At 43.8% G+C, this 21,053-nt stretch carries 11 protein-coding genes and 1 tRNA gene; 10 read left to right on the top strand and 2 right to left on the bottom strand.

From position 1 onward, the window contains the following. The first annotated feature begins 124 nt into the window (after nucleotides 1-124). Together HUW48_RS04615 and HUW48_RS04620 are read left to right on the top strand one after the other, a co-directional pair. On the top strand, nucleotides 125-1,891 hold the full coding sequence (locus HUW48_RS04615) for an ABC transporter ATP-binding protein (RefSeq protein ID WP_182414557.1): 1,767 nt from the start codon (nucleotides 125-127) through the stop codon (nucleotides 1,889-1,891). Nucleotides 1,892-2,029: 138 nt separating this feature from the next. Next, nucleotides 2,030-2,551: a hypothetical protein gene (locus HUW48_RS04620; RefSeq protein WP_182414558.1), complete on the top strand. Its 522-nt coding sequence runs from the start codon at nucleotides 2,030-2,032 to the stop codon at nucleotides 2,549-2,551. A gap of 463 nt (nucleotides 2,552-3,014) precedes the next feature. Here HUW48_RS04620 and hemW read toward each other — a convergent pair whose 3' ends face one another. Continuing rightward, nucleotides 3,015-4,145, bottom strand: a complete 1,131-nt coding sequence (gene hemW, locus HUW48_RS04625) for a radical SAM family heme chaperone HemW (protein ID WP_182414559.1) — start codon at nucleotides 4,143-4,145, stop codon at nucleotides 3,015-3,017. 131 nt (nucleotides 4,146-4,276) lie between these two features. On the opposite strand from hemW, the gene HUW48_RS04630 reads away from it, so the two are divergent. From HUW48_RS04630 to HUW48_RS04645, 4 genes are all read left to right on the top strand, one after another. Then, nucleotides 4,277-6,073: a BamA/TamA family outer membrane protein gene (locus HUW48_RS04630; protein WP_182414560.1), complete on the top strand. Its 1,797-nt coding sequence runs from the start codon at nucleotides 4,277-4,279 to the stop codon at nucleotides 6,071-6,073. A gap of 114 nt (nucleotides 6,074-6,187) precedes the next feature. Beyond that, nucleotides 6,188-6,260: transfer RNA gene (locus tag HUW48_RS04635), tRNA-Met, on the top strand. Nucleotides 6,261-6,838: 578 nt separating this feature from the next. After that, nucleotides 6,839-10,051: a SusC/RagA family TonB-linked outer membrane protein gene (locus HUW48_RS04640; protein WP_182414561.1), complete on the top strand. Its 3,213-nt coding sequence runs from the start codon at nucleotides 6,839-6,841 to the stop codon at nucleotides 10,049-10,051. A gap of 39 nt (nucleotides 10,052-10,090) precedes the next feature. Then, nucleotides 10,091-11,566, top strand: coding sequence for a RagB/SusD family nutrient uptake outer membrane protein (locus tag HUW48_RS04645; protein WP_182416273.1), 1,476 nt, complete (start codon nucleotides 10,091-10,093; stop codon nucleotides 11,564-11,566). Between the two features lie 102 nt (nucleotides 11,567-11,668). On the opposite strand, the gene HUW48_RS04650 is transcribed toward HUW48_RS04645, so the two are convergent. Beyond that, entirely contained in the window at nucleotides 11,669-11,971 is a 303-nt protein-coding gene (locus HUW48_RS04650; protein WP_182414562.1) for an FAD-dependent oxidoreductase, read from the bottom strand. A gap of 495 nt (nucleotides 11,972-12,466) precedes the next feature. Here HUW48_RS04650 and HUW48_RS04655 point away from each other — a divergent pair, with 495 nt between their 5' ends. The 4 genes from HUW48_RS04655 to HUW48_RS04670 all read left to right on the top strand — a co-directional run bounded on the left by HUW48_RS04655 (nucleotide 12,467) and on the right by HUW48_RS04670 (nucleotide 21,038). Further along, nucleotides 12,467-13,711, top strand: a complete 1,245-nt coding sequence (locus HUW48_RS04655) for a hypothetical protein (protein ID WP_182414563.1) — start codon at nucleotides 12,467-12,469, stop codon at nucleotides 13,709-13,711. A 32-nt stretch (nucleotides 13,712-13,743) separates the two neighbouring features. Then, nucleotides 13,744-14,907, top strand: coding sequence for an NHL repeat-containing protein (locus HUW48_RS04660; RefSeq protein ID WP_246343692.1), 1,164 nt, complete (start codon nucleotides 13,744-13,746; stop codon nucleotides 14,905-14,907). Between the two features lie 33 nt (nucleotides 14,908-14,940). Further along, nucleotides 14,941-16,863: a glycoside hydrolase domain-containing protein gene (locus HUW48_RS04665; protein WP_182414565.1), complete on the top strand. Its 1,923-nt coding sequence runs from the start codon at nucleotides 14,941-14,943 to the stop codon at nucleotides 16,861-16,863. Between the two features lie 338 nt (nucleotides 16,864-17,201). Continuing rightward, the gene (locus tag HUW48_RS04670; RefSeq protein WP_182414566.1) at nucleotides 17,202-21,038 is read left to right on the top strand and encodes a PVC-type heme-binding CxxCH protein; all 3,837 of its coding nucleotides are present in this window, start codon (nucleotides 17,202-17,204) and stop codon (nucleotides 21,036-21,038) included. Nucleotides 21,039-21,053 lie beyond the last annotated feature (15 nt).

Below are 21,053 nucleotides of genomic sequence, written 5' to 3' on the forward strand. Positions count from 1 at the left end.
ATATTACCGGCCGCAAAGTAAACATTAACGGACCTATCACGTTTTAAAAAAGAATAAATTTGCAGTTAAACAGTAGCAGTTTCCGGGAGCCTGGATTCTTCTGCTCTAATCTCTATCCTTAATTTTGGAACCAACATCAAATTCAAAAATAGGTAAAGCCTTCGACTATAGTACTCTGCGGCGATTATACGCGTTCGTGAAGCCTTACCAAAAAATATTTTACTTTCTTATTTTTCTAACAGTTGCTTCGGCGTTACTGGCCGCTGTACGGCCGTTTATGATTCAGTATACGGTAGACAAATACATTATGCTGGGCGATAAATCCGGCTTAAACCGCATGTTTATTTGGTTAGCGGTATTATTGGTAGGGCATGCCGTGGTTCAATACCTGCATACTTATTTTGCCGGTTGGTTGGGGCAGTACATCGTTCGGGATATTCGGGTGGTATTATACCGGCATCTTTTAAAGCTTCGCCTTAAATTTTACGACCGCACTCCCATTGGTACCTTGGTTACTCGTAACGTTTCGGATGTGGAGCAGCTTTCGGATGTATTTAGCGAAGGTTTAGCCGCTATGATTGGCGATGTGTTGCAGTTGGTGTTTATTTTAGGCTATATGCTCTACATCGACTGGAAATTGACCTTGGTGAGTTTATCTATGTTTCCGTTATTGTTTGTGAGCACTTACATATTTAAGGAAAAAATAAAATCCTCGTTTCAGGAAGTGCGCACGGCTGTAGCTAGTTTAAATGCTTTTGTGCAGGAGCATATCACCGGTATGAGTATTGTGCAGATATTTAACAACGAAGCCCGGGAAATGCAAAAGTTCGAAAAAATAAATCAGGAACATACCAAAGCGCAAATCCGGTCGGTACTGTATTATTCAATCTACTTTCCGGTGGCCGAAGTAATTGGCGCCGCAGGTACCGGTTTACTGGTTTGGTACGGAGCTAAAGGGGTTTTAAACGAAGATATTACCTTGGGGGTACTTATTGCCTTTATTATGTACATCGCCATGTTTTTCCGGCCTATCCGCCAAATTGCCGACCGGTTTAATACTTTGCAGCTGGGTGTAGTAAGTACCGACCGTATATTAAAGCTATTGGATAGCAACGAACTTATTTCAGATACAGGAAATTACGCCCCGGCTACTATTAAAGGTGATGTGCAATTTGAGCACGTATGGTTTGCTTATAACAACGAAGAATGGGTACTCCGCGACATTTCCTTTAATGTAAAAGCTGGTCAAACAGTGGCATTTGTGGGGGCAACCGGAGCCGGTAAAACATCAATTATTAATTTGTTGAGCCGTTTTTACGAAATTAACAAAGGTATTATTCGTGTAGATGGCCACGATTTAAAAGAATATGATTTAAGTGTTTTACGCCAGCACATAGGTGTAGTACTGCAAGATGTATTCTTATTTTCGGGTTCTATTGCCGATAATATTACTCTGGGGAATAAAGCCATAACAACGGAGCAGATTTGGCAAGCAGCCGAATTGGTAGGAGCCGATAAGTTTATTCAGCGTTTACCCGGTGGTTTGGATTATAAAGTAATGGAACGGGGGGCAACTTTATCGGTAGGGCAGCGCCAGTTAATTTCGTTTGTCCGGGCCATGGTGTACGATCCTAAAATTATTATTCTCGACGAGGCCACTTCTTCAGTAGATTCTGAAACGGAGGAGTTAATTCAATATGCCATTCAACAGTTAATGCAAGGGCGTACTTCTATTGTTATTGCGCACCGTTTGTCTACCATCCAAAAAGCCGATAAAATTATTGTAATGGATAGAGGCGAGATAAAAGAAGCTGGCACCCACGAAGAGTTAATGCAGAACGAAGGATATTACACCCAACTTTATAAGATGCAGTACAAAGAAGTGATTTAAAGAATAAGTTTCTGCTGCTATTAAACCTACTTGCTAGTTGTTTTAAATAAAAGTTAACTGGTAGATTTACCCCGGGTTGTTTAGTTTCTACTTCTTATTTCAAATACCTTTATCCGATTATTCAATTTAGTTACCTCCGTGAACAGAAAGTTTAGTTTTATTATTGTTTTTATATTACTAATTGGTTTTGGAATTTATGCCTATCTGGGTGGTTTTAATGCAGTACAAGTAATTAGAACTACTTCTAAACCAGTATTTATTGCGGGCAGATATTTTGAAGGCAGTATGAAAGATAAAAACTTAGGTCTTTATTTTCAGGAAGCAGCTAAACTGCTCGAAGAAAAGAAAATAGCTGGCTATTTAGGTAATATATATTATAACAATCCCGAAGAGGCCCACGATAGTATTCGGGCGTTAATTGGGGTAGTGGTACCTGATTCGTTGGTAGCACTACCCGAAGGGTTTGAACTACATAAATGGCCAGGAAGTAAACCGGTGGTACAAGCCAGCGTAAAGGCCCATTATTTTTTAGCGCCGAATAAACTTTATTCCGAACTATTTGATTACGCCAAGAAAAATAAATTAAACCTTAAAAAACAGTACTTAGAAGAATTTCCAGATACTCGTTACGGCCGAGTACAGGCTCAATTAGCAGATTAATCAATGTGAAAGGAAAAAAACTTACTCCAATTTGGGTGCCTTTAATAAGATTGAGTTCTATTTCATTGTTCGTTGCTTTGTATTAATCCCGTGGTTTGTAAACTCCGTGCGGATACGTCATGCCTTCAAGATTCAGTTCTGATCCTAGTCTATAAGAAATAAAATAAGTTAAACCCAGAGCAACCTTAGGAGATATTCCGTAATAATCTTTCCGGTTAAAGTTGCGATTTAGGTAAGGGACGCTTGGCCAAATACAACTAATTCTAACCTGATAAAGTGATAATATCTGACCAAAGGTCCGAAAGCTATTGTTTGAATTTGAGTATTATAAAATAAAATATCATAGGATTCCCACTTACCGAATTGCTCATGTTTATAGTTAAAGGTTAAATCAATGGTTAAATTTTGCTAAAATAAACGCAAAGTATATATATACTTATAATAGCGAGACAAAGCAAAAAGGCTATTCTGCTATAAATAAATCTAGAGTGATCTGGTCGGCTAACAGTTTGCCCTGGTTAGTTAAGGTGAGGGTATTATTTTCTAATTGAGCCATTCCTTTTTGAATAATACGCGATAAATAATTGCCGTGCAGTTGCTGTAAATCAAAGCCGAATGTATTTTTTATTTTATTTAAATCGCAGCCCCAAATAGTCCGGAGGGTAGTCATTAAATATTCATTTGCCTGATCTGCCAAGCTAAGAGTCTCAACGGTAGCGGGTATTTTATTTTGGGAAAGGGCGGCCAAATATTGGCTGTTGTTCGCCACGTTATATTGCCGCGAAGAGCCGTTAAAAGAATGGGCACTCGGGCCAAGACCCAAATACGGAACTCCCTTCCAGTAATTACTATTGTGCCTGGATTCCCAACCTGGTTGCGCGAAGTTTGATATTTCGTATTGCTCGTAGCCATGTGTCTGCATGTGAGTCAGCAACATTTCAAACTGAGTTGCTACAAATTCATCTTCGCTGGGTATAAAGGTGCCTTTTTTCGTCCAATTGCCCAGTGCCGTTTTAGGTTCTATGGTTAAAGCATAAGCCGATACATGGGGTACTTGCAAGGCTACTACTTGTTCTAAGTCCTTAGCCCAAATAGAATGATTCGCGGCCGGAATGCCATAGATTAAATCAACGGTAATATTAGAAAAACCAGAATCTTGGGCCAATTGTACCGAAGCTAAAGATTCATTCGCCGAATGAACCCGGTTCATTAATCGTAAATGAGGATCGTGGAAGGATTGTAACCCAATGCTCAAGCGGTTTACCGGCGATTGTTTTAATTCATTTATTTTAGCAGCAGTTAAATCGTCAGGGTTGGCTTCCAGAGTTATTTCGGCATCAGCAGCAATCGTGAAATGTTGATGAAGCGTAGTAAAAATTTTATCTAGTTCCGTTGCTGTTAACAGCGAAGGTGTGCCGCCACCCAGGTAAATAGTTTGCAATTCCCGGCTAGATAAATAATTCTGCTGCAAAATAATTTCCTGACAAATTGCTTGTACTACTTCGTGCTTTCGGCGCATAGAAGTACTAAAATGAAAATCGCAGTAATGACAGGCCTGCTTGCAAAAAGGGACATGAATATAAATACCGGTCAATTTTTGGGTAGAGTTAACGTGTTTTAAGAACAATAAAGAGCAGTGTTTTTACTAAATAGAAAACAACCGGCAGGGGCTTAATAGTTTGGTTTTTGCGGAACAATAGCTCAATTTTACAATGTTACAGCAACATGCTGGCCAGTAAAAAGTTTATTTACTGGCTTATTATTGAGCAAATGTACAAAAATCTAACCGGCCTTATCTTTTTCTTACTGCTTAGCTTTACCGGTTGGGCGCAGCAGGCGGTTACTTTAAAAGTAAAAGTTTCGGGCAAAGATCGGGAAATTTTACGCAAATATGTTTACCCATTACAGTTTCCAGATTCATTGGCGGCTCGCCAAGGTATTCGTAGCTTAATGAAGCAACTGCAGCACGATGGTTATTTAATGGCTTCCGTTGATACTTTTTATTACCAGCAAGGCACTTTATATAGTCAGCTCTTTATTGGCGAAAAATACCGGTGGGCCCGTTTGCGGAGCGGAAACGTAGTGGAAAATTTACTTATTCAGGCCGGATACAAAGAAAAATTATATACCGGCAAACCTTTTCTGCCGGCAGAATGGGTAAAATTGCAAGAAGCTGTTTTAACGCAAGCCGAAAACAACGGTTACCCGTTTGCCAGCATTCGCCTGGATTCCCTTGACGTTTCAGAAAGCTTCATCGATGCTTCTATTTTAGTAGAGAAAGGGCCGCTTATTTTATTTGATTCCTTGCAAATAAATGGAGCTACCAAAACAACAACCCGTTTTTTAAGCCGCTATTTGCAAATTTATCCTGGTCAGTTATACGACCAGCAAAAAGTAAATAATGTACCTCGTTTATTAAAACAATTACCTTATCTGGAAAGTACTCAATCTGGTTTGCTGCAGTTTGGCCGGGATCGGGCCCGCTTATATTTGTTTCTAAAAGATAAAAAATCAAACCAGTTCGATGGCATTGTTGGATTCTTGCCCGAGCCTAAAGGGAAAGAGCAAAAGCTATTAGTAACCGGTGAAGTAAATCTGGATATTCGTAATATAAAGGGCAGCGGCAAGGAACTAGGTCTGCATTGGCGCAAGGTACAGCGCGGCTCGCAATTACTAAATGCCAGTTATCTGCATCCTAATTTGTTGGGTTCTCCTATTGAACTTGGCTTTACCTTTAACCTGTATAAACAAGATACGGCTTTTATCACCTTAAAACCCCGCTTGCAATTTGGATTTAATACCCCTCGAGCCGGAAAAATTACTTTTTTTACTGAACTGCAAAATTCCCGCCTTTTGTTGTCGCCGGTAGGCTTGCAAGCTCGTCAGGATTCTATACCGCTCGCCGATTTTAATTATCACGCCTATGGTATGCAGTATTTACGTCAAACCCTCGATGATTTTTATTTCCCTCGTAGAGGATATCAGGTGAGTGGTCAGATAGCCATTGGCAATAAAAATATAAAACGCAATCTAAACCGCGAAGCTAGCTATTACGATACTATTCGGTTAAAAACTACTCAAATATCTTTGAGCTTGCGCAGTGAGTATTATTTTAAATTAAACCAACGGAGTGTGGTGTTAACGCGTTTAAACGGCGAAGCTTTAATTAATCCACAATTATTTTATAACGATTTATTTCGCTTGGGTGGACTTAACTCCTTACGAGGTTTTCCGGAATATACTTTCTATGCCTCGCGTTATGCCATTGGTACTTTAGAATACCGCCTCTTTACAGGTTCTGATTCGTACGTATTACTTTTTTATGACCAGGGTTATTACCATCGCCAGATAAGTAAAGACCGGACGCAGGAGTATCCGTTTGGTTTAGGTACCGGAATTAGTTTTAGTACCGGAGCAGGTATTTTTCAGTTTATTTATTCGGTGGGGCAATCTAAAGTCTTAAATCAACCAATAAGTCTTAATTACTCCCGCATTCATTTTGGTATTACGAGCCGGTTTTAGAACAAATATAAAAATTAAGTGCTTCAAGCTAAATAAGTTAAAGCTGATTTTTGGTTTTAATTAAGAATTATTTGGTTTTTTAATACAGACACCCTACTTTTGTATTACAAACAGTGCGGGATGGAGCAGTTGGTAGCTCGTTGGGCTCATAACCCAAAGGTCACAGGTTCGAGTCCTGTTCCCGCTACCTGATAATAAAGGACTTAGCTATAAAAAGTTAAGTCCTTTTTCTTTTGGTACAAAATAGGCTCACATTATTTTGTAATCTCCCTTTTTATGAAATCTGATTATCTTTCAGTTCAACAAGGATGGATAACGATTTCTAACCCGCTAAGATTAAAATTGATTTCACTATTGCTGTAACTTGGAGTCCCGTGTACTTTCATTGTCTGTTTGGCCATTCGCTGAGGGATTTGCATGCCATTCATAAAACTAACGACTAAAGCAATACGCATTTTTACCCTGTATAATACAAGGTAGGGTAGAGTATCACGATAAAGAACATTTTTTATTGTAACATTTCTTTCTTAATCTCATATCATATTTTGAGTAGCTAACACTCACCATCACCTATATTGGTGGCTACAAACACTTTCGTGTACTAGCTATTTATTAATAATATTTCACCAAAACTATCATTACCTTTCTTTTTACAAAATAACGCTTATTTTTTCTTGCAAAAAATTTTTATTTTGAACAAATGGCATATATTTGTTCCGAAACCTTTCGATTTAATCATTTTTAGACCCCTTACTTCCATAACTTATGGGAAAATTAAATTTTACCGAAGGCTATTATTTCTGCACTGAGCGCGGAGTGTTTCTGGGAATACTCTTTAAAGTATTATTCCTTTTATTATTATGTACTACTGCTCAGGCTCAGACGTCTAACCGGACGAATATGATCACTGTGAGTGGTCAGGTTACAGACAAAGCGACCCGTGAACCGCTGATCGGCGTATCTATTCGAGTTAAAGGCGGCAATGATGGTGTTGTTTCTGATGTAAATGGAAACTATAAAATTCAGGTGCCTGCAAATAGCACATTGCTGTTTACCTATATTGGGTACAGTGATGTAGAGGAGCCTGTCGGAAACCGGTCAACTATTTCACCGCAACTCGAAACTGGTGGCAGGGCATTGAACGAAGTTGTTGTGGTTGGGTATGGAAGCCAGTCGAAGCGTGAACTCACAGGTTCAGTAGCCTCAGTCAATGCTCGGCAATTGCAGGATCGGGCGGTAGTTTCATTCGGTGAAGCGTTGGCTGGACAGATGGCGGGTGTACAGGTACAGCAGACATCTGCTGCGCCGGGCGGTGGCATTTCCTTGAAAATCAGGGGTACGGGGTCCATTACGGCGGGCAACCAGCCTTTGTATGTGGTCGATGGTGTGCCGCTCGATAATTCAGTTAGTAATGCGTCAGCCCAGGGGGGAGATATTGGGGATCAATCTCCGGTTAATCCGCTAGCAAGTATCAACCCGGATGATATTCAGTCCATTGATGTACTCAAAGACGCTGCTGCTACCTCTATTTATGGATCGCGCGGATCTAATGGCGTGGTTCTGATTACCACCAAGCAAGGCGTGGCAGGTAGGTCGCAGTACAGCCTGAATGTAAGTTACGGTTTTCAGGAAATTGCGAAAAAAGTTGGAATCATGAGCAACCAGGAATACGCGCAACGCCAGATTGACATGAGAAATACAGACTGGGTGCGTGCAGGCGGGAAAGCCACTGATCCTAATTCGGCCAGAAGCGGACCACAATACAAGATTGCGGATGAATTTAAGAATGCCGCGTCACTGCCTTTCACCGATTGGCAAGACCTGCTTTATCGCCAGGCACCCATGCAAAACTACCAGCTTTCGGCTTCCGGCGGCACGGAGAATGCACGGTATTACTTGTCAGGTAACTATCAAAATCAGGAAGGCATTGTGATCAATTCTGGCTTTAAAAAATATGCGTTTCGTCTGAATGTGGATGCGAAAGCGTCGGAAAAGATCAGAGTCGGCTTCCGCATCGCTCCATCCTACACAAATAACCGCATTGCCACAACAGGCGGGATTTCTGATTATGGCGCCGTAGCCACTACCGTGATGTCAACCCCGGGTTTATATCCCGCGCGGAATGCAGACGGTACTTACGCAACAGCTTACACGCTGCATTATGACGATGGCACCACGCAAAATATCAACTACAACAACGCGCTGGCTTTTGGTGAAGGTATTCAGAACACTATGAACCAGTTCAGCACGGTTGGTAGCTTGTTTACCACAATTGATATCCTGAAAAACCTTCAATTCAAAACAAGTATCAATGCGGATGTTAATACTTTCAATAACAACAAATTTTCGCCCTCTTTTATCAGTGTAAATCCATCTTACGGTCGTTCTTACGCGGCTACGAATATTAGCTGGATCAATGAAAACACATTGACCTACGACAATTCGTTTGCTGATCGGCATAATGTAAATGTGCTGGTAGGGTTAACAGAACAGAAATCGACTTTCAACTCTACGGCAGTCAATGCAAATTCATTCCCGAATGACCTGGTACCTACGCTAAATGCGGGGATCGTAACGGGTGGAAATTCTATGCGTTCACAATGGACACTACTCTCCTTATTAAGCCGGGCGACTTACAATTTCGACGAGAAGTACTTTTTAACCGCCACTTTCCGTCGCGATGGTTCCTCTCGTTTCGGTTCGGAAAACAAATGGGGAAATTTTCCTTCAGCTTCGGTGGGATGGAGAATTGGCCAGGAAGAATTTATGGCGGATGTAACTGCTGTTAGTGAGTTGAAGTTGCGTGCCAGTTATGGTTTGATTGGTAATAACCAGATACCCGATTATGCATCCGTCGGCTTAATTTACGGTAGTAACTATATTTTGGGCTCAGGTGATGGTTCCATTGCCAGCGGATTAGCGCAAGGTTCTTTGGGAAATGTAAACCTTGGATGGGAAAAGGCCAAAGAAATAGACTTAGGATTGGACTTGGGACTTTTCCAAAACCGGATTTACCTTTCCGCTGATTATTACAACAAACTAACATCTGACCTGCTTCTTAATGTTCCTGTGCCCCTTTCAACTGGTTTTGAAACCGCCCTACGCAATCTGGGAAGTCTGCGTAATAAAGGAGTAGAACTTGCCTTGGAAACCAGGAATTTTAATACGGATAAATTTACCTGGACCACCAACGCCAACATTTCCTTTAACACCAATAAGGTGGAATCACTTGGAAATGGCGGCACACCAATTATTGTTGCCAACCGTGCCCAGGAGAACTCTTTGACACACATTACTCAGATCGGCAGCCCGCTGGGAAGTTATTATGGTTATGTTTTCGATGGTGTTTATAATACAATTGACGAAGTTAATGCTTCCGCTCATTTACCGAACACGAATGCAGGTGATGCCAAATTCAGGGACCTCAATAATGATGGCGTAATCAATGACTCCGACAAGACCATTATCGGCAATAACCTTCCCAAGTTTACCTATGGCATTACAAACAGCTTCAACTACGGAAACTTTGACTTTGGCTTTTCGCTGCAAGGCGCTCAGGATGTAGAGGTGATGAACCTTACCAAACGCAGTAATTACCGGAACAATGGTGAAGCTTTCAAGAACTACTGGCGTTCGCCTGAGGAACCAGGTGATGGCAAGACATTTGGCCCGGGAAGCTCGGCTAATAACCGGACAATCTCCTCCTGGCTGGTAGACGATGCCTCATTCCTGCGCATCAGAAACGTTACCATTGGTTATAAACTTGGCAAAATTCTCACCGGGACAATTTTGCGAAATGCAAGAGCGTACGTAAACATTCAAAACCTGCACACCTTCACCAAATACACCGGATACAATCCAGAGGTGAATACGACCGAAGGCGATCCCTGGATTTCTTCTGCGCTCACGCCTGGCATCGATTATGGCACTTACCCCATGGCAAGAACCATTGTGTTTGGCCTCAACCTTGGTTTCTGATCCAACCGATAACAAATCAATTTTTTAACATTGATTCATATGATCTCAAAAAATTTAAAAATAGCTGTTGCCCTGGTTATCCTAACATTTTCAGGAACGTCCTGTGAAGATTTCCTGGAATCAGAACCCATTTCTCAGATCGGCGAAACAAATTTTTTCAAAACCGAATCTGATTTTAAACAGGCGCTGGTGGGTGCCTATTCGGCTTTCGCGCAAGTGTATTCGGGTAATGGGTACTATTCCCTGCTGGTTGATTTGCGCTCCGATAACACCACTGAGCTCACCGCTGGCGGGGATGGGAATGATGCTAAGAGGAATATTGACGAATTTCGGGAAACGACTGACAATGAGCATCTCACTGCCTTTTGGCAAAGCAGCTACACCCTGATCGCAAGATGCAACAGTATCCTTGCCCGCATTGACGGTGCAAGCTTTTCGGATGAACTGAAAAAGCAATACACCGGGGAAGCACTTACGCTGAGAGCTTTGGGCTATTTCAACCTCGTTAGGTTATTTGGCGGCGTTCCGCTCGTAACCGAACCTGTAATGGATCTCGATGCCAGCTACAAAGTGGGTCGGGCTACCGTGCAGGAAGTGTACGCACAGATTGAAGCCGACCTAATAAAAGCAGAGGAATTGGTACCAGTTTCTTATGATGACGCCAATGTAGGAAAGGCGACAAAGGGTGCTGCTCAAAGTCTGCTGGGGCAAGTCTACCTTACTCAGAAAAAATATACCGAAGCGGTTGCAGCATTTAAAAAAGTAGTCGATTCGGGCACTTATAGTCTGTTGCCGGTGTATGCCGACCTGTATAAAGCCGGACAGCAAGGAAATTCCGAGGCGATCTGGCAGGCACAATTTAAAGGAGCCTCCAATGGGCTCGGTTCAAACTTTCCCAATCACTTTGCACCAACTGGCTCAGAAGGAATTACCATTCCATCGGGTGGCGCCTACGGGTTTAACCAGCCGACCGAAGATATTGCCGCCGCCTATTCGGATGGTGATGTACGCCGCAATAATATCGCTGACGGCTACATGAATGGGACTACTTTTGTTGCTGCCAAATACATCCGCGGTTATGTAGAGCGCGAAACAGGCGGTGGCTACGCCGATTCGGGAGCCGATTGGTATGTGATTCGCTATGCCGATATCCTATTAATGTATGCAGAGGCACTCAATGAAGTAAATAAAGGTCCGGTTGCCGAAGCTTACGCAATGATCAACCTGGTCCGGAACCGCGCTGGCCTCGCTAATCTAAGCAATCTAACTTATGAAACTTTCAAAGAAGCGGTTTACAATGAAGAACGACTGGAGTCGCCTTTTGAAGGTCATCGCTGGTTTGATCTTCTGCGTACAGATCGGGCACTAACAGTCATGAATGAAAAAGTCTCTGGTCCTGGGAAAATTACAGTTGGAATTTCGACATCCATTAAGCCTTACCAGCTTTTGTACCCGATTCCCGCTCTGGTAGTTATTACCAGCTCACCTGCCATTGAGCAGAATGAGGGGTATTGATATTTAGTATGTAGATCCGAAAGCCTGTATAAAAAGTACCCCCAAAAGTTAAACACTTCTTGGGGGTATTTTTTATGGTAAAATCAAGAAACACAGAGTATCTTAAAGCTCCAATTTCTGTTTGTCTTTCAATAGTTGAGCTTTGAGTTTAGTATCATCTACATTCTGCATAGCCACATTGGCATCAATGGCCTGCCCCGTAGCGTCGGCAGCGCTTTGTTCCAGAATTATGAAAGCAAGCTTTATGCAGATCGATCCGTAATCAATTTGTGAATTGGACAGGCAATCTGGAAGAAACAGATTCTGGCATTCTTCTTCTTTAGGAATGTTGGACGTATAGGAACTACTGTAATACTTTTTGAAATACACATTAATATCACTTTCGTTCTGCAAAAACCATCGCACTCATCCTGCTTGCATTGTTTATAACCGACTTCAATCAGTCCTTGAATGGGAATTCAGCAGGTCTTATTTGTTGGATATGTTGCAGTCAGCCAATACACTGGGGCGCACTGCCTAGTATATGCATTTGTTATGCAAAAGTAATTGTCATTGGGCTCATTACACCTGCACTTGCATCCGTGCTTACTGTCAAATTGTACTAGACCATTCCTCATGCAATCATCATTGAGGGTATGTACTTACCATCAAAGCAGTCCTGCTTATGGACTTTGAAGAATCCAACAAAGTCTAAGAGCGTCAATTTGAAAGTAAATAGAAATTAAATGAAACTTATCGAGTTTTATATTCCTTTTTAGATGAGTTTATATACCTTTTGAAAGAAAATAGGAATTAAACGAAGATTTTTTAGTTTCATATGCTTTTTTAGATAAGTTTCTTTACATTAGCGTAATATAATTCTCATCTAAACCCTTAATACTTTTTACTAAACAGCTCCTCATGAACTTTCGTTTTTCGAATAGATTGTACGTTGCGGCATGCTGGCTTGTCGGACTGCTTCTGGTAGCGGGTACCGAAACTACGCAGGCCCAGAAATCCGCAGCCAGTGATAAGAATATTAAGTTTATTGAATATCCAGATTTTCCCGAAGCGCACTCTACCTGGGGTTCAATCGGCTACAATGCGGCTTCTAACACGGTACATATAGGGGTAACTAATCATCGCGATAACATAGGACTGTATACTTATGAACCGGCTCAGAATTCGATGAAACTGAATGGGTTTGTCTCGAATATGGCTCATTTGCGCCAGTTTCAGTGGCAGGGAAAAATACATTCCAAGATCGTAGCGGCGCCGGATGGTTCCATTTATTTCTCAACTGATGGTGGCGAGTCGCGGGAGGAGTACTTGATGGAACATCCGCAAGGTTATGGCGGCGGTTTTTTTATGAAATGGAATTCTAAAACAGGTTTGCAAAATCTGGGATTAGGCATGCCCTACGAAAGTATTAAGGACATTGATATTGACCCAAAAACAGGAATGCTTTATGGAATTACCTATCCACAGGCGCATTTTATGGTTTATGATCCAGCCAAAAATCACCTGCGCGATCTCGGCCGACTGGCTAGCTCGCACGTTCCGCGTATATTGTTCACCGACTGGTGGGGACATTGTTATTATGTAGACTGGCGGCAGCGATTAGTGAAATATGAAAAAGACAGCGATTCATTAATATTTGCACGCGAGAGCCTGCCGGCATTTCCTGGAACGCCTGGCTCAAAAATCATCACGGGAGTTACCGCCTACGCCAAAGATGAAGCAAAAGGCATTATTTACCTGATCACCTATGGCGCAAAACTCATCGCATTTCGCCCGGAAAAAAACGGAATTGGCAAGGTTACAGACCTGGGAGGCGTTATTGAAACAGGCAAAACAGAAGCCTGGGGACCTTATGTGCCCAACCTGAACATTGGCAAAAATGGCAAGCTGTACTACATCATTGGCGGTCACGGTAATTACGTGCTGAAAGACAAAACCGTTTTGGTTGAATGTGATCCAGCTACCGGCAAAAAGACTATTCTGCGTGAATATCCTATTACCGCCATGACAGAAGCTACCGGCTGCGACATCAGGGATAAAGACGGAAATCTGTACTTCGCGGCCCGGCGTAATCCATCTGCTAAAGGCGATTCAACTAAGCCGTTTCTGATCCAGTTCAATCCCGAAAAAGAAATCCGGAAATGAGAAATTTTTTAAAAAAAATACTTCTACCAGTTTTGTCTCTGACATGTACCGGCCCACTCCTGGCTCAGTACACTTTTTTTACCCCCAAAGAAGCGTTTGCGATAGAAGTCTCGCTGCCTAACAGTACCGAAAAACGCCTCCCCTTGTATCGCAATGCGATCAGGTCTTTAACTGTGCAGGGTGATCGGATCTTGGGTGGTACTTCGGCAAAAGAAGGTTTATCCCCTTATCTTTTTGTTGCATCCATTTCTGGCCGGAAACTCCTGGCAACAAAGGATTTGCAGGAGAATATTCCCGGGCAAAAAAGCATTGCAACAGGATTTTGTAAAGGTACCGGCAACCAGCTGTATGCCGGCACAATGGGCCAGAAAAAGCAGCCGGCGGGTCACTTGTTGCAGGTTAGTATCGGCAAAGGAGATGCCATTGAAGTAAAAGATTTGGGTATCCCGGTCGCCGGAGAAGGCGTTTTTACACTGCTCAGCAACCGGGAAGGCACCGAACTGTATGGGATCAGCTATCCGAGCGGCCGTTTTTTTACCTATACCATTGCAACTAAAAAGGTGCAGGTATTTAATGAAGTGGCTCCCAAAGAAAAAGAACTGAACAACCTGCACGAATATGCTGTCGGGCCGGAGGTTTATCTGTGCAAAGCGCTCATTCAGGATAATGCCGGATTGATTTATGGCAGTACAGCGGGCAACCGCGTTTTTGCTTTTGATCCGACCAAAAAAAACTTCCAGTTTCTGGAAACTCCCCTGCCTGCTGTTTGGGGGCGTGAGGTATTGGGTCAAGTGGAAGCTTGGGCCAAAGCACCCGACGGAAAACTGTACGGCGGTAATGCCGGTGATGGTCAGTTATTTGTACTGAATCCTGCCACTAAAAAAATCAAAAATCTGGGCAAACCCATGATGATGGCCCGATTGCAGGCATTGGCTTTCGGGCGTGATGGGCGATTGTACGGTTTGGCAGGTGGTGCACCGGGTTACTCTCATTTGTTTTATTATGATGATAAAGGCGCTGGTTTTGTTGATCTGGGCAATCCCGAATTTATGATGGTAGCACCCGGGATCGAGCAGGGCATTCTTTGGCGGGGCTTTCAATTGAGCACTCTTGCTGCCTCTAATGATGGAAAATACATGGTCATGGGGGAAGATGAAGCACTCAGTCAGTTAATGATTTTTCCGGTCGGCCAATAAGTGCTGATCAACATTCCTGAACTAAACTTAACTATGATACGATTTGCGAAAGTACTCTTCTGCTTTTTAGCATTAACTTCATGCAATATTGGAAATAAAGGTAACGGCGCTGACCCGTGGCAACTGCGGGCGCTACCTTCTTCGGTCCGGCTGGATCCGGTTACGAATGAAATCATCGAACATCGATTCAAAGGAGTACCGGCCAATCAGGTTGGAAAGGGTAATCTTCTGGATAAAAACTGGATCTATGATGGAAAACAGGTTTCCCTGCACGGCGCGCGCGGAGAATATGTTTCATTCCAATTGGTACTGACCAATGAATCAAACGCCGAGCTGACCGACATCAAGCTTGAGATGGCACCTTTTAAGAATGGCAGTACTGAGCTAGCCGTTAAGCCTGAGCTTTTTCTGGAATGGTCTGTAAATGTGCAAAGTACCAGTACAGGCTACCCGAAATCCACCCTTGGCAAAGGCTGGTATCCTGACGCATTAATCCCATTTAAATACATTCAGACCGACTCGGCAAAGGTGCACGGCCGGTGGGTGTACCCGTTTACCTTGCCCGACTTCAATAACCGGATCAGCAACCAACGTTCACAGATTATTTGGGTGGATCAGTTTATTCCTCTTGACGCACAAAGGGCAAAGCCAGGCACGTATCAGAGCGCAATTACGGTCACGATTGGTGGCCAAGTCAAACAAATGCCGATTAGCCTGACAATCTGGGATTTCGAACTGCCTAATGAGAACCTCTTCAAAGCCAGTCTTCAACACGAAGGGTTTCTGAGTGAAATGGATGAAAAGCAAGAACTGGCTGTATACCAGCTCTTCAAGCGCAACCGCATTTCTTTAATGGATCCAACTTACGATCCTGAAATTCAGGTAAAAGACAACAAGGTTCAAATCGATTGGGACAAGTTTGACCAGCGATTGAAAAAATACCTGACCGGTCAAGCCTTCACCAAAGAACATGGCTACGTTGACGGTCCCGGCTACGGTGAGCCACTCGAAACCTTTGCGCTGCCGTTCGACGTGTACGGCAAGCATGGTACCGCTGGCTGGCCGGATATCGGCAAGCCAGAAGTAGAACGCAATGCGGCCAACCAGGCTATATACACCAGCAGCATCCGGCAGGTGCGCCAGCATTTGCTCCCGATGGTCGATCCTAAGAAAACGCTGCTCACGGTTTATTTGAACGGATTAGATGAATCGTATTTTCCGGAGGCGTGGTCCAGGATGGTATTTTATGGTAATCTTTTCAAAAAAGAATATCCGGAGGCGAAGTTCCGTGTGGACGGGGCTTATAACAAGGAAGCAATGGACGTAATCGGGAAATCCATTACGGATTGGGCATCACATACGATCAATTACAACATTGATGAAGTAAAGCAATACCAGCAAATGGGCATCAAAGACTGGCTTTACGGCCCGCTGCTGTATGAACATAAACTGAACAGCTGGGTAGGAAGCTCGACATTCATCGATTTACCACTGATTAATGACCGCGCGATTAGCTGGAGTTGCTGGAAATATAAAACGTACTCCTGGATCAGCTGGGGCATTGGTGCCGGCTGGGAAAGGGGCTGGTACGATCCTGAATCCTGGAAAGACTTTTACAAGGAAGCTTCGGAAGCCGATGCGGAGTTCACATACCGGCAATTCAATGGGAACGGTTCGGTCATTTACAAACCGGACATGGTGCCTAATGTATCGGAACCTTGTCCGTCCATTCGTCTGAAAACAATGCGCGACGGTGTGCAGGATTATGAATATTTACGTTTGCTGGCAAAACTTGATGGCAACTCGAAACGTGCCGACGCTATTGTCGATAAGCTCATCAAAGAACCATTTGGGGATAAATCCATCGGTAACCTTGATGTTTGGAGTTACGATCAGGAACAATGGTATAAAGTCCGCATGGAATTGGCTGCGCTCATTTCGGGAAAGAAAAAATAAGAATTCTATGTCGCCATTGATGGCGAGAATAGGGTTTTTGTTCTTGTAATGCTATCCTTTTCAACCATGCTACGTGCGGAAAATGCCAGTATCATGGGAAAAATACAACTAATCAGGAATTATTCCTTGTCTGACCTCAACCATGTGAGCCGACATTGTACGAAGAGTATAAGAATAATCTTGCGTTCTGAAAATCGGCGAGTTACAAAATAATTTGGTGAATATTCTATGCAAATTGCATTAATGGTGCTTGCAAAGCTTTATCTTTTTTTAAAAATTGATTGCAATTATTTTATTATATTTAGTAAAAAACGAAACAAAAGATATGTCGCAAAAATATGATTGAGAAAATAAGATCTATCCTTTCTTTTGTTTTTCTTTTCATCTTGTTGGATAGTTGTGTTTCCCAGAAAGCGAAGGAATCTATATCAAACTCAACAGCGGATGCGCCTACGGTATTAACCCTGAAACAAGATGAACAGGCTGGTACCATCTCTGTATTCCGGGCGAATGGCACGGAACCCATTCTCACCCAAAACGCCAAATCCAATTTCCGGCCGTACATGCACCCCATTGTGGCACCGGACGGTAAAGGTATTTTAACAGAATATAGCCCTGGCCACCACAAACACCAAACCGGTTTATACTGGGGTTTCACCCGGGTTAATGGCCGTGATTATTTCCATCATCCCGAAGGTACGTATTGGCGTAAAGTTGCGGCGAAGGTGGTAGAAGCAAATGGTCCGGAAGTAAAGTGGCAAACCGTTTATGATTTAGTAGACGAGAAAGGCAGCCCGGTACTAACGGAAACCCAAAACTGGGCCATGCGCGAACAGCAGGGTAAATATTTTCTTACGTTGGAGTGGAACGGCAAAGCAAAGCAGGATGTAACCATTGGGAAATACGATTACGGTGGGTTATTCCTGCGCATGCCCTGGAAAGAAGGCATCAACGGGGAAGTAATAAATGCCTCCCGGCAACGAAATGAAAAAGCCGAAGGACAAAAAGCCATTTGGACCGATGTAGGGATGCAAGTCGAAGGTCGCTCAGACCTGGCCCACATTGCCATTTTTGACCATGCCGATAACAAAGGGTTTCCTACCCCCTGGCGTGTTGACCCACAATTGGGTATTGGTCCGGCCCGTGCCCGTACCGGCGATTGGAAAATTGCCAAAGGCGAAACTGAAACCATCCGGCACCAGGTGGTGGTGTACACTGGAGCCCTGAACGACACCGAAATGAACACTGCCTGGGCAGAATTCAGCGGCAAAAATTCTTCTTCAGATTTGTGGAAGTTGGCCCAACAAGAAGGCAAAGAAGCAAAATTTTTAACACCCGAAGAAGCCGTAAAAAATATGACTCTGATGAAGGGTTATAAAGTAAATGCCTGGGCTTCCGAACCCCTGATGACCCAACCCATGGCTTTTTGCTGGGATGACCGCGGCCGCATGTGGATTGCCGAAAACCGGGACTACGAAAACCGGGGCAAAGGTTTTTCTGCCAAAGGTAACAGCCGCATTCTAATTCTGGAAGATACAGATAAAGATGGGGTAGCCGATACGAAGAAGGTATTCCTGGAAGGTATTGCGTTTCCTTCTGCGATAGCCGTGGGTTTTGATGGATTATTTATGGGGGCACCGCCTAACCTGCTTTTTGTACCCGATAAAAATCAGGACGACAAAGCCGACATGGACGATATTGAAGTACGGCTGACCGGCTGGGGTATCCGCGACCGTCACGAAACCCTGAACAGTTTACATTGGGGGCCCGATGGCTGGTTATATGGTTTGCAGGGTTTTGCCACTCCTTCTAAAGTTAGTAAACCCAACGGCAAAGGAAAAATATACCGGCACAATGATCCTTTCCCGGATGTGATGAAAGGGGAAGGTGTGGATATAAACGGTGGGGTTTGGCGGTATCATCCTACTAAAGATAAGTTTGAAGTAGTAGCTCACGGTTTCAGCAATCCCTGGGGCATCGACCATGATTCCAAAGGGCAATTGTTAATTAGCGCCTGCGTAATTCCCCATTTGTGGCACGTCATTCCGGGGGGGATTTATCACCGCCAGGGTGGGCAGCATTTTAATCCGTATGTGTATAACGATATCAAAACCATTGCTGACCACCGCCACCGGTCGGCGCACGGCGGAGCCCGGATTTACCAATCGGATGCATTCCCAGCTAACCAGTGGGGTCGTGTTTTTATGGCTAACATCCACGACCACGGGGTATTATCCGATGTATTGGTGCCGAAAGGCTCTGGATTTACCTCGCACCACGGTAATGAATTTATGATGGCCAACAATGCGCAATGGGTTGGTTTTAGCATGGAAATCGGACCGGAAGGCGGTATGTACGTACTGGATTGGCACGATGGCGATATTTGCGGCAATGATGTGCTGAACAGTGAAACCGGCCGGATATTCCGGATTATGCCGGAGAGCTCTTTGGCCGAAAACTGGGAAGGCCGTTATGCTGATTTATCCCGGATGACCGATGAACATCTGGTAAATCTGCAGACAAGGAAAAGCGACTGGCATGCTCGGCGGGCTCGCGTTATTTTACAAAACCGGGCCGCAAAAGGTAAATTAGCGGTTACTACGCACAACCAACTTTGGCAATTATTCGAGAAAATCAGCAATCCAGATTACAGATTACGAGCCATGTGGAGCTTACACGTAACAGGCGGTCTACCAGCTAAAAACCTGCTGAAATCCTTATCTGATAAAGATCAATACGTTCGGGCTTGGGCAATTCAATTATTAAACGAGGATAAAAATCCGGGTTCAGAAGCCATGGCCAGGTTTACCAAAATGGCAAAATCTGATAAATCGGCAGTGGTGCGCTTATACCTGGCCTCGGCATTGCAACGGATGGAGCCCGCCGACCGCTGGAAAATTGCCGGCGAACTAGTGAAGCACGGAGAAGATGCGGAAGACCATAACTTACCCAAAATGATTTGGTTTGCCGTGGAGCCCTTGGTAAAAGAAAATCCGGATCGGGCATTAGAATTGGCCAGCCAAAGTAAAATACCAATGGTAGCTCAATATATTTCCCGGCGCACCGTAGATGCCAATGCTGTAGAAACCTTAATAACGGCTTTAGGTAAAATACCTGAGCCTCCGGTAAGTATGCTGCAAGGCATGCGCGAAGGGCTGGAAGGCCGTTACGATTTAGCTGCTCCTGCTAACTGGGCAGCTGTTTATGCCAAATTGCAAAAATCTCCGGATGAGAAAATAGTGCAATTGGCGCAAGACCTGGCCCAGCAGTTCGGCGATACCGAATCGGTGAAAAGAGCTTTGGCAACTCTGAAGAATAAAAATGCGCCTTTAGACCAGCGCCGCCAAGCACTGCAAGCCATTACCAGCCGCAAACAACCAGAGCTTTTAGCAGAACTGCCCTTATTATTAGATGATCCGGGTTTACGCGGCGATGCCATCCGGGCCATTGCTGATTTTGATGACGAACCGCTTGGCAAAATGCTGCTCTCGCGTTACAATTCGTTTAATACCGCCGAAAAATTACAAGTGGTGCAAACCATGGCCGCTCGTCCTAAATACGGTTGGTTGCTGGCGCAAGGCATTAAAGATAATAGCATCCCCAAAAGAGATGTGCCGCCTTACGTAGCCCGGCAACTATTACGGGTAGTAGGTAGTGGCTTCGTAGAAATATGGGGACCCATTGAGCAAAGCAGCACCGACGAAAAAGCCTTTGCCAAGTATCAGAAACTATTAACTCCTCAGGCAGTGAGCAAAGCCGATGTAGTACAAGGCAATGCGGTATTTCAGCGTACCTGCGGCAGCTGCCACAAAATGTACGGCAAAGGCGGCAACATCGGGCCAGACCTGACCGGCTCGAACCGCGCTAATTTAGATTACTTGCTGTTTAATGTGCTTAACCCCAGTGGCGACATTCAAGATGATTACAAACTGGTGGTGGTAACTACCCGCGATGGGCGTACTTATTCCGGGAACATTATTGCCGAAAATGAGCGGCAGGTTACGTTGCGGGTAGTGGGGCAGGAAGCAGTTGTGTTAAATAAATCGGCCATTCAATCCCGGGAAGTTACCGCAGTATCCATGATGCCCCCTGGGTTATTCGATAATTTAACGGAATCAGAAGTATTGAATTTGGTGGCCTTTTTACGGACCCAGGAAGAGCCAAAAGGGAATTAATTAAAAATTTTAAAA

Origin of the sequence: Adhaeribacter radiodurans, assembly GCF_014075995.1 — a bacterium.
In the GTDB taxonomy this organism is placed as follows: Bacteria; Bacteroidota; Bacteroidia; order Cytophagales; family Hymenobacteraceae; genus Adhaeribacter; species Adhaeribacter radiodurans.

Bases quoted from the DNA above. Each gene is read 5' to 3' on its own strand.
- HUW48_RS04630 (WP_182414560.1), top strand. From the start codon at position 4,277: ATGCTGGCCAGTAAAAAGTTTATTTACTGGCTTATTATTGAGCAAATG.
- HUW48_RS04640 (WP_182414561.1), top strand. From the start codon at position 6,839: ATGGGAAAATTAAATTTTACCGAAGGCTATTATTTCTGCACTGAGCGC.
- HUW48_RS04645 (WP_182416273.1), top strand. From the start codon at position 10,091: ATGATCTCAAAAAATTTAAAAATAGCTGTTGCCCTGGTTATCCTAACA.
- HUW48_RS04655 (WP_182414563.1), top strand. From the start codon at position 12,467: ATGAACTTTCGTTTTTCGAATAGATTGTACGTTGCGGCATGCTGGCTT.
- HUW48_RS04665 (WP_182414565.1), top strand. From the start codon at position 14,941: ATGATACGATTTGCGAAAGTACTCTTCTGCTTTTTAGCATTAACTTCA.
- HUW48_RS04670 (WP_182414566.1), top strand. From the start codon at position 17,202: ATGATTGAGAAAATAAGATCTATCCTTTCTTTTGTTTTTCTTTTCATC.